Source organism: Pseudomonas sp. LFS044 (assembly GCF_047978245.1).
Lineage (GTDB): Bacteria > Pseudomonadota > Gammaproteobacteria > Pseudomonadales > Pseudomonadaceae > Aquipseudomonas.
This window is the reverse complement of record NZ_JBFPFX010000012.1, coordinates 40,078-52,642: the sequence shown is the minus strand read 5'-3', so window position 1 is coordinate 52,642 and position 12,565 is coordinate 40,078. Positions and strand designations below refer to the sequence as shown.

Genomic DNA, 12,565 nt, shown 5'->3' with positions numbered 1-12,565 from the left:
TGGGTAAGAAAAAGTAAGAGCCATCCCGCCCCATGGAAAGATAAGTAAGGCCACGTAGGGCCGAAGTAAAGCCCGTCGTATTCTCGCCAGGTACTGTGGAGCTCGAGTTGAGCAGGGTTCTTCGATGACCTGCTCGCACAACGTAGCCACAGGCCTGAAACGAACGCGAAGTTCGCGTTGCTGTGCGCTGTGGAACATTCAAGGTTGAAGCAGCAGCAAAAGGTGAGGTGTCAGTGCCAAGGGCATGTTTAATGGGCATGGTTGCTTTTATCATAGGGTGTGATCAGTCGTACGCCGACAGCGGAAAGCCCTGCCAACAGCAGAAAGATGAAATTATTTACGAAAGGGATCAGGCGATACGATCGGGCAATATATACAAGCAGCGAGGCTTGGAGTCGGCGTTATATCGGGTTGAGCGGTACTGCCGCGACGATGTGCCAAGCCAACGGGAGGACCGGTTGTCTCGGGCGCTGCAGGATGTCCAACGGAGGGAGGATCAGTTGGATGCTGCAATAGCGTCCGGCTCACCCAGAATGGTAGAAAGGTACAAGCAAAAACTGGAACAAGCGCGCGAAAGGTTGCGCCGTATTTCAGCGCAAGAAAGTTAGTTATAGCTTAAGTTTGAGCCTGGTTGATAGAGGTGTGCAATGAAGCCGTTGATGTCTATGGCCCCGTTTTTATTTTGTGCGCTTGTTTCTGGCTGCACCGCGAATGATTGGATTGAGATCGCGGGCGGCGTGATGCAGGGGCGTGATGATTACAATAAATCCCAGCGGACTGCGCGCTTGAAGCGCGCCAATGATGCTGCCGAGCGGATTAAAGCGAGAAAGTGAGTTGAGCACTGCAAATAAAGGTTTTACTTCTCGGGCATTATCATAAACCACTGCCAGTGGTCTACCTTCAGGTTTTCTCCATGCGCTACCTATGTATCCCATCAGCTTACTGCCTGATGGTTCTTTCCAGCCCTGCAATGGCGATTAATGATTTCTGGGCTGAAACCCTGATCTCCAGCACGAGCACGGCCACCACCTATTTAACATCCCGAGATAAAAAACTGATCGTCGGCACACAAGATGATGCAAGCACCTTCGTTGCAAGTAATGGCGGCATCAAGGGCGTCTATCTGGAAGCTGCGATGGAAAAATTTCGAACATCCCACCCTGAAATGGAGATCAGTGATATGGAGTTGGCGCAATCCATACTGGCCAGGGGTGTAGCCCAGTAAAAGGCCGGGGCCGCTTCGCGGCCCATCGCCGGCAAGCGCGGCTCCCACGGATACTGCGCAAGCCCGGAGACTGGTTACGCTCCTACAGGATCCCCGCCAAATCAGTAAGTTGGCGTTTGATCTGTGGGAGCCGGCTTGCCGGCGATGAGGCCGGTACTGACTTCAGGGCGGTGGGATGGTGTCCGCCATGAGTCGATAGCAGCCCCTCGTGGAACGCAGTGGCGATGCGTGCTGCGCCGATCACTGGATCAGTGGTACGCCACTCAGCGCCTGCAACTGCTCGAAGTCGATATCCGCATAGATCTCGACCACCCGCAGCCCATCAGAGGTCACATCCAGGACGGCCAGGTCGGTGTAGATGCGGCTGACGCAACCGAAGCCGGTCAGCGGGTAGGTGCACTCAGGCACCAGCTTGCTTTCGCCGGACTTGGTCAGGTGGTCCATCATCACGAACACCTGGCGGGCGCCAGTAGCAAGGTCCATCGCGCCGCCTACGGCGGGGATCGAACCTTCGGCACCGGTGTGCCAGTTGGCCAGGTCGCCTTTGACCGACACCTGGAAAGCGCCTAACACGGCAATGTCCAGATGGCCGCCGCGCATCATCGAGAACGAGTCGGCGTGGTGGAAGAACGCGCCGCCAGGAAGCATGGTCACATGCTGCTTACCGGCGTTGATCAGATCATCGTCTTCCTCGCCCGGCGCCGGGCTCGGGCCCATGCCCAGCAGGCCGTTCTCGCTGTGCAGGAAGACTTCCTTGTCACCCAGGAAGTTGGCCACCAACGTCGGGGCGCCGATACCCAGGTTAACGTAGGCGCCTTCCTGGATGTCTGCGGCCACGCGTTGGGCCATCTCGGTACGGGAGAGCTTTTTGGTGATGGTCATGGCAGGCCTCAGACAGCGTTGGCGATCAAGGAAGCGGTAGCGCCGGGGACGGCAACCACGCGCTGGACGAAGATACCCGGGGTGACGATGTGCTCCGGGTCAAGCACGCCGAGCTCGACAACCTGGTCGACTTGAGCGATGGCAGTCTTGGCGGCCATGGCCATGATCGGGCCGAAGTTGCGCGCGCCCTTGCGGTAGATCAGGTTGCCCCAGCGGTCGCCCTGGTGCGCTTTGATCAGCGCGAAGTCAGCGTGCAGCGGCATTTCCAGCACATACATGCGGCCATCGATCTCACGGGTTTCCTTGCCTTCGGCCAGCAGGGTACCGTAGCCGGTCGGCGAGAAGAACGCGCCGATGCCGGAGCCTGCGGCGCGGATGCGCTCGGCCAGGTTGCCTTGCGGCACCACTTCCAGCTCGATCTTGCCGGCGCGGTACAGTTCGTCGAACACGTACGAGTCGGACTGCCGCGGGAACGAGCAGACTACCTTGCGCACGCAGCCCGCCTTGAGCAGCGCGGCCAGGCCGATCTCGCCGTTGCCGGCATTGTTGCTGATGATGGTCAGGTCGCGGGCACCGGTGGCGATCAGCCCGTCGATGAGCTCGGACGGCATACCGGCCGTACCAAAGCCACCGACCATGATGGTCGAACCGTCGATGATGTCTTCTACCGCGCTGGCGATGGACTCAAACGTTTTGTTGATCAAGGCGAGCTCCTGGTGGTTCCTGGAGTAGGGTTTATCTGGTCAGTGGTCAGCCGCCAAGCCATGGGAGAATTACTGGGCCTCTCAGCGATTGGCGTTGTTTTGCTGATATGGCTATAGCGTGCCGCAAGACGCGGCAACAGTAGAGGGGGGGATGCGGGAATATGTGCGGTTACCGAACGATTGTGCGATTTTCGGTCGGGTGTGCCCACCGTTTAATACGCATCGTTACAAAGGCAAGACCGCGCAGCTAAAGCCAGTGACCGTGCCCATCGCATTGGCCAGCAGCGCCCGGTGACCCTTTACCGGCTGGTGGCCGAGAACACCCTCGAAGAACAGATCGTCGCCCTGCATGCCCGCAAGCGCGACTTGGCCGACGGCCTGCTCGAGGGTGGCGAGGTCAGTGCAAAAGTCGACGCTGATGCGTTGTTGAAGCTGCTTGCTGGCGCTGCGAGCTGATCATGAGCGTGGCAGCGCCGCCAGCACCGCACCGACCATGCTATTGAACGTAGCCGGCGAGTCCACCACGCGCGCGGGGGCGTTTGCCTCGCCGTCAGCACGCGTGGCGCGACGGGCCTGGTCGGCGGTGGCTGAGAGCTTGACGATCACCAGTTCGCGGCGGGGGTTGATGAAGATTTTCTGCCCGAAGCGCCCGCTGGCCTCGAACGAACCGTCACCGTCGTTTTTCTGGTACCAGTAATTGCGGTAGCTGTACCCAGGGCGGCCGGGGCCGAGGCTGCCCTGGGCGAACACTGCCGGGTCCGCAGGCTGGAACGTGCTGTGCACCGCCTGGTTGAAGCTGTCGCCCTTGGCATCACGCGCCAGTTCGCGGCGCACCAGTTCGGCGAAGCGGGCGGTGTCGCGCAAATTGCAGCTGATGCCGCCACTGGCCATTTCGGTACCGAGCGGGTCGACTTGCACATAGGCATCGTCCTCGGCGAAGCGTGACCACAACCGCTGTTCGACCAACTGCGCCCAGTTCAGCCCGGTGATGCGCCGCAACGCCCAGGCCAGCGCTTCCGGCGAGCCGTTCTGGTAGAAGAACGGCGCTTGGCCAGCGGGGTTCGGCGCCTGCTGCACCTGCCGCAGGAAGCTGTAGATATCCCCCGGCATGCCCTCGCTCCGCGGTATCAGGCCGGTGGCGGCAAACAGGCCGAGGTCCGGCGGCATCTGCGCGGGGTACTGCACCGCCACCTGCATGTCCAGGTTGGCCTGCACCGTCGCCTCGCCAAACGGCGTGCCGCGCAGTTCCGGCACGTAATGCGCCAGCGTACGCTGCGGGTCCAGTGCACCTTCAGCGATCAGCTGGGCGGCGATCAGGCCGGTGACCGACTTGGTCATCGACGCCCAGATATGGGGCTGGCCGGGTTGGAAGCCGTCCATGTAACGCTCGTACACCACCTTGCCCCGGTGCAGCACGATCAGCCCGTCGGTGCTGGTTTGCTGCAGGTAGCCGGCCACGGTCAACGGCTGGTCGCCGGCGCTGAAAGCCAGTTGGTCGAGCGCCGCCGCGCGGCCTTCGGCCAAGGCCAGCGGTGTGGCTGCGCGGCCGATGCCCCGGGTGGGCGACACCTCACGGGCGTGGCGCATTGACCAGCGCAAGTACGGTGGCTGAAAGGCATTGGCCTGGTTGACCCGCAGCTCCGGCGCCGGAGGGAACCCCTGCATCACACCCTGCCCGGTCGGTGCACCGACCGCCAGCGTTGGGGCCAAGGCACCGGCCAGCACCAGGGCGATACTCGTCAGGTTGGCGGATGAAGGCTGCATGCTGCGCTTGGACATGGTCTTGCTCCTTGGTTGCACTAGAAGTTGGCGCCCACGCTGAACGCCACATAATCGCGGTCGCCGCGGGTGCCGTAATCGCCGTCGAGGTAATCGGTGTAGGCAAGGCTTGCCCAGTACTGGCTGGCCAGGCTGACGTCCACGCCCAGGCTGATCGAGCGCGAGCCTTCGTTGAAGGCCGAGCTGTCCGCCGGTGAGTAACCCTTGACGTCATGGGCCCAGGCCAGGCCTGGGCGAATGTCCAGGCCTTGGATCAGGTTGGGATAGCTCCAGGTCGCGCGCAGGCGGTAGCCCCAGGAAAAGGGTGTGACAAAGCCCTCGTCGTTGCAGTCGCCTGGGCTTTTCGAGATCGCCAGGCACAGGCTGTTGTCGGCCAGCTCGCCGTTGCCATAGGCACCGGAGCGGCCATAACGCGGCCCGAAACGCCCCTCCAGCCCGCCGACATAGGTGGCGCCCACCTCCCCCATCAGCAGCAGCTGGTTGGCGCCCATGACCTGGCTGAACGCCTGCACGGCCGATACCTGGGCCTGGGTCACCTCCTTGCGCCGGTAACCGTCGAAGGGAGTGTTGTCTGAAGCAGGACGCAGGCCGGCGCCGTTGAGCGGGCTGCGGCCGGGGGCATTGAGCAATGACTGCAGCACATCGTTGCCGTTGAGCTGCACCGGCATGTTCGGCCGGTAGCTCAGTTCGCCCTGCACGGCGGCACCGTTGCGCAGGGTGGTGGCGAAGGTCAGGCCGTACAGGCGGATGTCTTCGGGGTATTGCGCCCGGTACTGCGAGGTGCCCATGCGCAGCGCCCCGGCCAGGGTCTGCCCGTTGCTGGACGCCAGAAAAGCCCCGCAATTGGCCAGCGCCACACCGACATTGCCGCACAGTTCACGGGCAAAACCCGTATTGGCGTAATAACGGCTGCTGACCGTGCCCAGGTAGGGCGAGCGGCTGTGGTAATTGGCGGCGAACAGGCCGAACTCGGTATCCAGTGGCTCCACGTACCAGTGCAGCGATACACCCCATTGGCCACCGTTGCGTGCATCCTGGTCGGCGCCCCGAGGCACGCGCACGCCCTCCTCCGTCAGCGTCACACCAAACGGGGCCAGGGCCGGCGACACGGCCGGGTTGGTCACCATCTGCCCGCCGACATCCAGCCCCTGGCAGCCTTCGGGCATGAAGTCGTTGCCGGAAAAGAACGTTGCGCAGTTCTCCAGCCGGGTCTGCTCCCAGTCCAGCTGGTAGAAGGCATCGAAAGACAGCGCCTGGTTGAGGTTCTGCGTGACATACAGCAGGTTGACCGGCGCCAGGGCGTCTTTCACTTCCGAGCCTGGCCGGCGCAGCGCAGCCTGGTTGAAGGGGTTGATCACGTTCAGCCCGCCCTGGATGAACAGGCTTTCCCCCCAGTTGACCACCTGTTTGCCCACCCGCAGCGACCCGGGTTCACCGCCAATGTCGTAAAGGCCATAGGCGAATGCATCGAGCAGCTCCGCCCCCGCGGTTTTCGCCGAAACCTGGCGGTTGCGGTCGTCGATGTCGACGGCCCGCTGGCTGTGGTCGCGCTGCGCGGTGTCGTACCAATAGGTGCCACGCAGGAATACACCCACGTTCTCGCGGCGCAGCTCCAGGTCGTGGGTGCCTTTGAACATCGCCGAAAATACATCGCCCGAGCGGTAGTTGCGCCGCGCGTCGTTGCCATTGGCTGCCTGCAACTGCTGTTTGTCGGGGTTGGCAGTGCTGACGGCGGTACTCAGCGACAGCGCCGAGTCGAAACGCCCTTGCAGCGAGCCAACGTCGAATTGAACGCCCGCAACCGGGGTGGCGAGCAGGCAGCACAAGGCCGCCAGCGGCGCCTGGCGCCGACAGAATAGGAGGGTTGCGCTCACTCTTAACCTCTTGTTGTTTTATTAGAGAGGGAAATGATGGGTTCAGCGCGGACGCGCCGGCCGCCCAGGCCGGCGGTGTCGGTGACGAGCAGTATCAGGTAGGTTTGATTACGCTCACAAATAGCGTCTTCGGATCAATGCCATGCCGGTTCGTTATGGCTCGATGGCGGTGCTTCAGAGCACTTCGAACAAGCCTGCGGCGCCCATGCCCCCGCCCACGCACATGCTCACCACCACGTAGCGAACCTTGCGCCGGCGGCCTTCGAGCAAGGCATGCCCGACCATGCGCGCACCGCTCATGCCATAGGGGTGGCCGATGGCGATGGCGCCACCGTTGACGTTAAGCCGCGACGGGTCGATGCCCAGGTGTTCGGCGCAGTAGAGCACCTGGCAGGCGAATGCCTCGTTGATCTCCCACAAGCCGATGTCTTCGACCCGCAACGCGTGGCGCGCCAACAGGCGTGGTATCGCCAGCACCGGGCCAATGCCCATTTCCTCCGGGGCCAGGCCGACCACCGCCATGCCCCGGTACAGCCCCAGCGGCTGGCAGCCTGCGCGTGCCGCCCGGGCACCGCTCATCAGCACACAGGCGCTGGCACCGTCGGACAACTGGCTGGCATTGCCCGCAGTCACGCAGCCGCCCTCGATCACCGGTTGCAGTGCCTCAAGGTCCGCCAGCCGGGTGTGCGGGCGGTTACCTTCGTCCTGGCTCAGGTGCACGCGCTCGTGGAATTGGACGCCAGTGGCCTTGTCGACGACCTTGCGTTGCGCCGTGACCGCCACGATTTCGTCAGCGAACAGCCCGGCCTCCTGCGCTGCCGCTGTGCGTTGCTGCGACAGCAAGGCGAACCGATCCTGGGCGTGGCGGTTGATGCCATAGCGTTTGGCGACGTGCTCGGCCGTGTGCAGCATGGGCATGTAGGCGTGCTGGCACAGGCGCCGCACCGTGGCGTCCTGGGCAGCATTGGCGGCCTGCATGTGCGCCTGCTGCACCAGGCTGATCTGCTCCTGCCCGGCGCCGACCACCACCTGCATGCCCTCGCCGCGAATCTGCTGAGCGCCGATGGCAATGGCCATCAGCCCTGAAGCGCATTGGCGGTCGATGGTTTGCCCGGCCACCGACTGCGGCAAGCCGGCCGCCAGGGCCGACAAGCGCGCCGGGTTGATGGCGGCGGTCCCGCTTTGCATGGCGGTGCCCAGCACCAGGTCTTCGACCTCGCCCGGCTCCACGCCGGCGCGCTCGACGGCGGCGCGGATGGCAATGGCGCTCATGCTGGGGGTGGTGAGGTCGTTGAACGCGCCGCGCCAAGCCTTGGCGATGGGCGTGCGTGCGGTGGATACGATGACGGCGTCTTGCATGAAACGGCTCTCCTTGGGCAATTACACCGGCAGCAGGCTTTCGTAGGCGCTGCGCAATTTGGCGGGGATAGTGACCGGGCGGTTGTTGCGGCGATCGACGAACACATGGGTGAAACGGCCAGCGGCGCAGGCCTCGGGCTCGCCCTCGACGAACACGGCCAGGGCGTAGTGCACCGAACTGTTGCCCAACCGTTCGACGGCGATGCCCACCTCGATGCGTTGCGGGAAGGCGACGGCGGCAAAATAGTCGCAGGCGGACCCGGCCACGTAGGCCACCACCGGGTCGTGGTGGATATCGAGGCCGGCGTGCTCGATCAACCAGGTATTCACGGCACTGTCGAAAAACCCGTAATACACAACGTTGTTCACATGCCCATACAGGTCGTTGTCGTGCCAGCGCGTGGTGATCGGCTGGAAGTGGCGGTAGGCGCCGCGCAGCGGGCGTTCCCTGGCCATGTTCAAAACGCCGCCTGATAGAGGGCCAATGCGTCGTCGAGGGTGACCTTGCGCGGGTTGTTGACCAGCAACCGTTGCTGTTGCAGGGCATCCTCGGCCAGCAATGGCAGACTGTGCCGCGGTACCCCGACATCTCGCAGCCGGCTGGGCAGGCCGCAGCGTGGCGCCAGCTGCTCCAGCTCATCGATGAACTGGCTGCACAGCTCATGCGGGTCGCCGGGCACCAGCCGGTCGCCAAGCAGTGCCGGGGCCAACGCGGCGTAGTCGGCGAACGCTTCGCGACGGTTGAAGCGCATCACGTGGGGCAGCACCAGCGCATTGGCCAGCCCATGCGGCACGTGGTAACGCGCCCCCAATGGGTAGGCCAGCGCATGCACCGCCGCCACCGGCGCGTTGGCAAACGCCTGCCCGGCCAGGCAGGCGCCCAGCAGCATGGCCTGGCGCGCCGCCAGATTGCCGCCGTTGTGCACCGCCTGGTCGAGGTTGCCGGCCAGCAGCGCCAGCGCCTCACGGGCCAACAGGCTGGACAGCGGGTTGCGCTTGAACTGGCTGGTGGTGGCCTCGATGGCATGGACCATGGCATCGATCCCCGTGGCGGCGGTGATCGCCGGTGGCAGGCCGAGGGTGCGTTCGGCGTCGAGCAACGCCAGGTCGGGCAGCAACAGGGGTGAAATCACCGCCATCTTGGCCGCCTCGCCGGTGGTGATCACGGCCACGGGTGTAACCTCCGACCCCGTCCCGGCGGTGGTCGGCACCTGGATCAGCGCCAGGCGCTGGCCTTTGGCCTGGTCGATGCCGTAGACCGCCTCCAGGGTCTGGTCACAGGCCGGGTGCGCCAGCAGCGCCACCAGCTTGGCGACATCCATGGAGCTGCCGCCACCGAAGCCGACGATCAGCTCGGCGCCGATATGCCGCGCCCGAGCGACGGCCGACAGCACGCAGGCGTGGCTGGGGTCGGCGCTGACCTCGCTGAAGATCGCCACGCTCAGGCGGGCCTGGGTGAACCCTGGCAGCAAGTCATCGAGCATGCCCAGGTTGACGATGCCCGGGTCGGTGACGATCAGCACGCGGCGCACGCCGCGTTGCTGGCACAGCTGCGCCAGGCGCCCGGCGGCGCCGGGTTCGCACAGCAGATGGGGGGTGGTGGCAAAACTGAAAGGCTGCATGCTCATGTTCCTCTTGTTCTTGTGGGTGAACAGCCGGGCCAGGTCAAAAGGCGAAGTGCGCTTCATCCAGGCTCATCAGGCACTGCGCGCCGCCGCGCACGGCCTCGCAGTGGGCACTCGCGCGCGGCAACACCCGCCGCCAGTAAAAGGCTGCAGCGTGCAACTTGGCCTGGTAGAAGGCGCTGTCCTGGCTGCCGGCGGCCAAGGCCGCGCTGGCGGTTTCGGCCGCCCGCAGCCACAGCGCGGCCAGCAGCACGTAGCCCGAATAGGCGAGAAAATCCACCGACACCGCGCCGATTTCCTGCGGGTCGCAGCGGCAGGCGTCGAGCACCTCGGCGCTCAGGTTGCGCCATTCCTGCAGGCGCTGGGCAACCGCCTGGGCCATGCCGGCCAGCGCGTCTGCGCGGCAGTTGCGTGCCGCTTCAAGCAACTCATCGATCAGCAGGCGCAACTGCTCGCCGCCATCGCCAAGCAGCTTGCGGCGAATCAGGTCCAACGCCTGAATGCCGTTGGTGCCCTCGTACAGCTGGGTGATGCGGCTGTCGCGCATCAGTTGCTCCATGCCCCATTCGCGGATGTAGCCATGCCCGCCGTACAGCTGCACACCCAGGCTGGCAGTCTCCTGGCCGACATCGGTGAGGAAGGCCTTGACGATGGGGATCAGCAACGCCGCCCGGCGCCCGGCGGCCGCCTGCACCTCAGGCTGCAAGGCGCCGTGCTCCAGGTCCAGCGCTTGGGCGGCAAAGGCCGCCAGCATGCGGCAGCCTTCGCTGAGGGTTTTCTGGGTCAGCAGCATGCGCCGCACGTCAGGGTGGCAGATGATCGGGTCGGCACTGCGCTCGGGTGCCACCGGCCCTGCCAGGCTGCGCGACTGCAGGCGCTCGCGGGCATAGGCCAGGCCTCCCTGGAAGGCCGCCTCGGCGATGCCCAGCCCCTGCAGGCCGACCTGGAAGCGCGCATCGTTCATCATGGTGAACATGCACGCCAGGCCCTGGTTGGCCTCCCCCACCAGCCAGCCACGGGCGCCATCGAAATTCATCACGCAGGTCGCCGCGCCCTTGATGCCCATCTTGTGCTCGAGCGCGCCGCATTCCACCGCATTGCGCGGGCCCAGCCCTGCGCCTTCGGTGCATTCGAACTTGGGTACCAGGAACAGGCTGATGCCGCGCACACCGGCCGGCGCATCCGGCAGGCGCGCCAGCACCAGGTGGACGATGTTGTCGGTGAGGTCCTGGTCGCCGCCGCTGATGAAGATCTTGCTACCGCTGATGCGGTAGCTGCCATCGCCCTGCGGCTCGGCACGGGTACGCAGCAGCGCCAGGTCGGTACCGGCCTGCGGCTCGGTCAGGCACATGGTGCCGGCCCATTCGCCGCTGACCAGCTTGCCCAGGTAATCGCGCTTGAGCGCTGCGCTGCCATGCCGGTGCAAGGCCAGCACGGCGCCCTCGGTCAGGCCGGAATAAATCCGAAACGACAGCGACGCGCCCATCAGCATTTCGTGAAAGCAGGCCGAAACCATTTGCGGCAGGCCCTGGCCGTCATGTTCCAGCGGGCCGGTCATGCCACCCCAGCCCTGCTCCACATACTGCCGGTAAGCCTGGCGAAAACCTTCCGGTGTGCGCACGTTGCCCTGCTCCAGGCGGCAGCCCTGCTCATCGCCCTGGCGGTTGAGCGGCGCAACCACTTCGCCGGCAAAGCGTGCACCCTGCTCAAGGATGCCATCGATGGTTTCGCGGTCCAGCTCATTGCCCAGGCGGGCACAGTGCGCCGTCACATCGAACAGTTCGTGCAGCACGAAGTGCATGTCACGCTGGGGGGCTCGGTAGTTCATGCGCGGCCCTCGCGGACGTCGGCCAGCTGTTTGCCCTCGGCCACCAGGCGCATCAGCAACCGGGCCGGGCGCCAGTGCTCGCCGAACAGGCCCTGCAAGCGTTCCAGGCGTGCCAGCAGCAAGCCCAGGCCCTGCTGGTCGGCCCAGCGCATCGGCCCGCCGACCTCGTGCGGGAAGCCGTAGCCATGCAGGTACACCCGGTCGATGTCAGCGCTGCAGCTGGCCACCGTTTCCTCGAGAATTTTCGCGCCCTCGTTGACCAGCGCCAGCAGGCAGCGCTCGCGGATTTCCTCGTCGTCGATCGCGCGCCGGTGCACGCCCAGGCCCTGGGCGATTTTGAGCACAAGCGCATCGACCTCGGGGTCGTGCACGGCTTCACGGCTGCCAGGGGCATACCGGTAGTAACCCTGGCCGCTTTTCTGACCGAAACGCCCCAGCGCGCACAGGGCATTGTCGACCTGTACCAACGGCGCATCCATGTCTTTGCCGGCCAGCTGGCGCGCACGCCACTCCAGGTCGATGCCAACCACGTCGTACATGCGAAACGGCCCCATGGCCATGCCGAACGCCTGCAGCGCCCCATCCACCTGCCGCGGCGTGGCGCCTTCGAGCAGCAGCTTGCGCGCCTCGGCCACATAGCTGGCGAGCATGCGGTTGCCGATAAAGCCCGGGCAGTTGCCGGCCACCACGACTTCCTTGCCCATGCGCTGCCCAAGGGCCTGAGCCGCCTCGAGCACCGCAGGCGAAGTGCGCTCGCTGCGCACCACTTCCAACAGCTTCATCACATGGGCCGGGCTGAAGAAATGCAGCCCCAGCACCTGTTCGGGCCGGCGGGTGACGGCCGCGATGGCGTCGATGTCCAGTGCCGAGGTGTTGCTGGCCAGAATGGCGTCGGCCTTGAGCGTGCTGTCCAGGGTACGGAAGATGGCCTGCTTGAGCGCCAGGTTCTCGTACACCGCTTCGATCACTAGGTCGGCTGCGGCGAGGTCGTCATACGCCGTTACCTGGCGCACCCGCGCCAGGCAAGCGTCGGCCTCGGCCTGATCGATGCGGCCCTTGGCCACCTGCTGTGCCCAGGTTTGCGCGATCATCGCAAGGCCCGCTTCGGTGGCGCTGGGGTCGTTGTCCAACCACAGCACCGCAAGGCCTGCACGGGCCAGGCTGATGACGATGCCGCGGCCCATGGTGCCGGCGCCGATCACCGCCGCCTGCTGAACGTTGTAGGGAGTACTCACGGGTGACGCTCCTGATTCGAGGTGTGAAGGCATTGCCCTCACCCTAGTCAGGCG

The 12,565-nt window shown here is 64.9% G+C and carries 13 protein-coding genes; 4 read left to right on the top strand and 9 right to left on the bottom strand.

The features are described from left to right. Nucleotides 1-251: 251 nt before the first annotated feature. The 3 genes from ACNQPL_RS12515 to ACNQPL_RS12505 all read left to right on the top strand — a co-directional run bounded on the left by ACNQPL_RS12515 (nucleotide 252) and on the right by ACNQPL_RS12505 (nucleotide 1,225). Complete coding sequence (locus tag ACNQPL_RS12515) at nucleotides 252-608, top strand: DUF1090 family protein (RefSeq protein WP_416466899.1); 357 nt, start codon at nucleotides 252-254, stop codon at nucleotides 606-608. A 39-nt stretch (nucleotides 609-647) separates the two neighbouring features. After that, nucleotides 648-833, top strand: a complete 186-nt coding sequence (locus ACNQPL_RS12510; protein WP_346612468.1) for a hypothetical protein — start codon at nucleotides 648-650, stop codon at nucleotides 831-833. An 80-nt stretch (nucleotides 834-913) separates the two neighbouring features. Further along, entirely contained in the window at nucleotides 914-1,225 is a 312-nt protein-coding gene (locus ACNQPL_RS12505) for a DUF2388 domain-containing protein (protein ID WP_416466898.1), read from the top strand. Nucleotides 1,226-1,465: 240 nt separating this feature from the next. Here ACNQPL_RS12505 and ACNQPL_RS12500 read toward each other — a convergent pair whose 3' ends face one another. After that, entirely contained in the window at nucleotides 1,466-2,107 is a 642-nt protein-coding gene (locus ACNQPL_RS12500) for a 3-oxoacid CoA-transferase subunit B (protein ID WP_346612466.1), read from the bottom strand. An 8-nt stretch (nucleotides 2,108-2,115) separates the two neighbouring features. Next, on the bottom strand, nucleotides 2,116-2,811 hold the full coding sequence (locus tag ACNQPL_RS12495; protein WP_346612465.1) for a 3-oxoacid CoA-transferase subunit A: 696 nt from the start codon (nucleotides 2,809-2,811) through the stop codon (nucleotides 2,116-2,118). A 291-nt stretch (nucleotides 2,812-3,102) separates the two neighbouring features. Here ACNQPL_RS12495 and ACNQPL_RS12490 point away from each other — a divergent pair, with 291 nt between their 5' ends. Continuing rightward, complete coding sequence (locus ACNQPL_RS12490; protein WP_416466897.1) at nucleotides 3,103-3,267, top strand: hypothetical protein; 165 nt, start codon at nucleotides 3,103-3,105, stop codon at nucleotides 3,265-3,267. Here the strand turns inward: ACNQPL_RS12490 and ACNQPL_RS12485 are convergent, their stop codons facing one another. From ACNQPL_RS12485 to ACNQPL_RS12455, 7 genes are all read right to left on the bottom strand, one after another. Further along, nucleotides 3,268-4,590 (bottom strand): serine hydrolase domain-containing protein, encoded by a 1,323-nt coding sequence (locus ACNQPL_RS12485; RefSeq protein ID WP_416466895.1) that lies wholly within the window; start codon nucleotides 4,588-4,590, stop codon nucleotides 3,268-3,270. It lies immediately after the preceding gene. 20 nt (nucleotides 4,591-4,610) lie between these two features. Then, nucleotides 4,611-6,464 (bottom strand): DUF1302 domain-containing protein, encoded by a 1,854-nt coding sequence (locus ACNQPL_RS12480; RefSeq protein ID WP_416466894.1) that lies wholly within the window; start codon nucleotides 6,462-6,464, stop codon nucleotides 4,611-4,613. 174 nt (nucleotides 6,465-6,638) lie between these two features. Continuing rightward, the gene (locus ACNQPL_RS12475) at nucleotides 6,639-7,823 is read right to left on the bottom strand and encodes an acetyl-CoA C-acyltransferase (RefSeq protein WP_416466892.1); all 1,185 of its coding nucleotides are present in this window, start codon (nucleotides 7,821-7,823) and stop codon (nucleotides 6,639-6,641) included. Between the two features lie 21 nt (nucleotides 7,824-7,844). Further along, complete coding sequence (locus tag ACNQPL_RS12470; protein WP_258656862.1) at nucleotides 7,845-8,279, bottom strand: acyl-CoA thioesterase; 435 nt, start codon at nucleotides 8,277-8,279, stop codon at nucleotides 7,845-7,847. A gap of 2 nt (nucleotides 8,280-8,281) precedes the next feature. Next, nucleotides 8,282-9,445, bottom strand: a complete 1,164-nt coding sequence (locus tag ACNQPL_RS12465) for an iron-containing alcohol dehydrogenase (protein WP_416466891.1) — start codon at nucleotides 9,443-9,445, stop codon at nucleotides 8,282-8,284. 43 nt (nucleotides 9,446-9,488) lie between these two features. Continuing rightward, complete coding sequence (locus ACNQPL_RS12460) at nucleotides 9,489-11,276, bottom strand: acyl-CoA dehydrogenase C-terminal domain-containing protein (protein ID WP_416466890.1); 1,788 nt, start codon at nucleotides 11,274-11,276, stop codon at nucleotides 9,489-9,491. Next, nucleotides 11,273-12,544: a 3-hydroxyacyl-CoA dehydrogenase NAD-binding domain-containing protein gene (locus ACNQPL_RS12455; RefSeq protein WP_416466889.1), complete on the bottom strand. Its 1,272-nt coding sequence runs from the start codon at nucleotides 12,542-12,544 to the stop codon at nucleotides 11,273-11,275. The genes ACNQPL_RS12460 and ACNQPL_RS12455 overlap by 4 nt, the downstream gene beginning before the upstream one ends. Nucleotides 12,545-12,565 lie beyond the last annotated feature (21 nt).

Coding starts and splice junctions, on each gene's coding strand:
- ACNQPL_RS12515 (WP_416466899.1), top strand. CDS start 252: ATGGGCATGGTTGCTTTTATCATAGGGTGTGATCAGTCGTACGCCGAC.
- ACNQPL_RS12470 (WP_258656862.1), bottom strand. CDS start 8,279: ATGGCCAGGGAACGCCCGCTGCGCGGCGCCTACCGCCACTTCCAGCCG.
- ACNQPL_RS12500 (WP_346612466.1), bottom strand. CDS start 2,107: ATGACCATCACCAAAAAGCTCTCCCGTACCGAGATGGCCCAACGCGTG.
- ACNQPL_RS12485 (WP_416466895.1), bottom strand. CDS start 4,590: ATGTCCAAGCGCAGCATGCAGCCTTCATCCGCCAACCTGACGAGTATC.
- ACNQPL_RS12505 (WP_416466898.1), top strand. CDS start 914: ATGCGCTACCTATGTATCCCATCAGCTTACTGCCTGATGGTTCTTTCC.
- ACNQPL_RS12455 (WP_416466889.1), bottom strand. CDS start 12,544: ATGCCTTCACACCTCGAATCAGGAGCGTCACCCGTGAGTACTCCCTAC.
- ACNQPL_RS12475 (WP_416466892.1), bottom strand. CDS start 7,823: ATGCAAGACGCCGTCATCGTATCCACCGCACGCACGCCCATCGCCAAG.
- ACNQPL_RS12465 (WP_416466891.1), bottom strand. CDS start 9,445: ATGCAGCCTTTCAGTTTTGCCACCACCCCCCATCTGCTGTGCGAACCC.
- ACNQPL_RS12510 (WP_346612468.1), top strand. CDS start 648: ATGAAGCCGTTGATGTCTATGGCCCCGTTTTTATTTTGTGCGCTTGTT.
- ACNQPL_RS12460 (WP_416466890.1), bottom strand. CDS start 11,276: ATGAACTACCGAGCCCCCCAGCGTGACATGCACTTCGTGCTGCACGAA.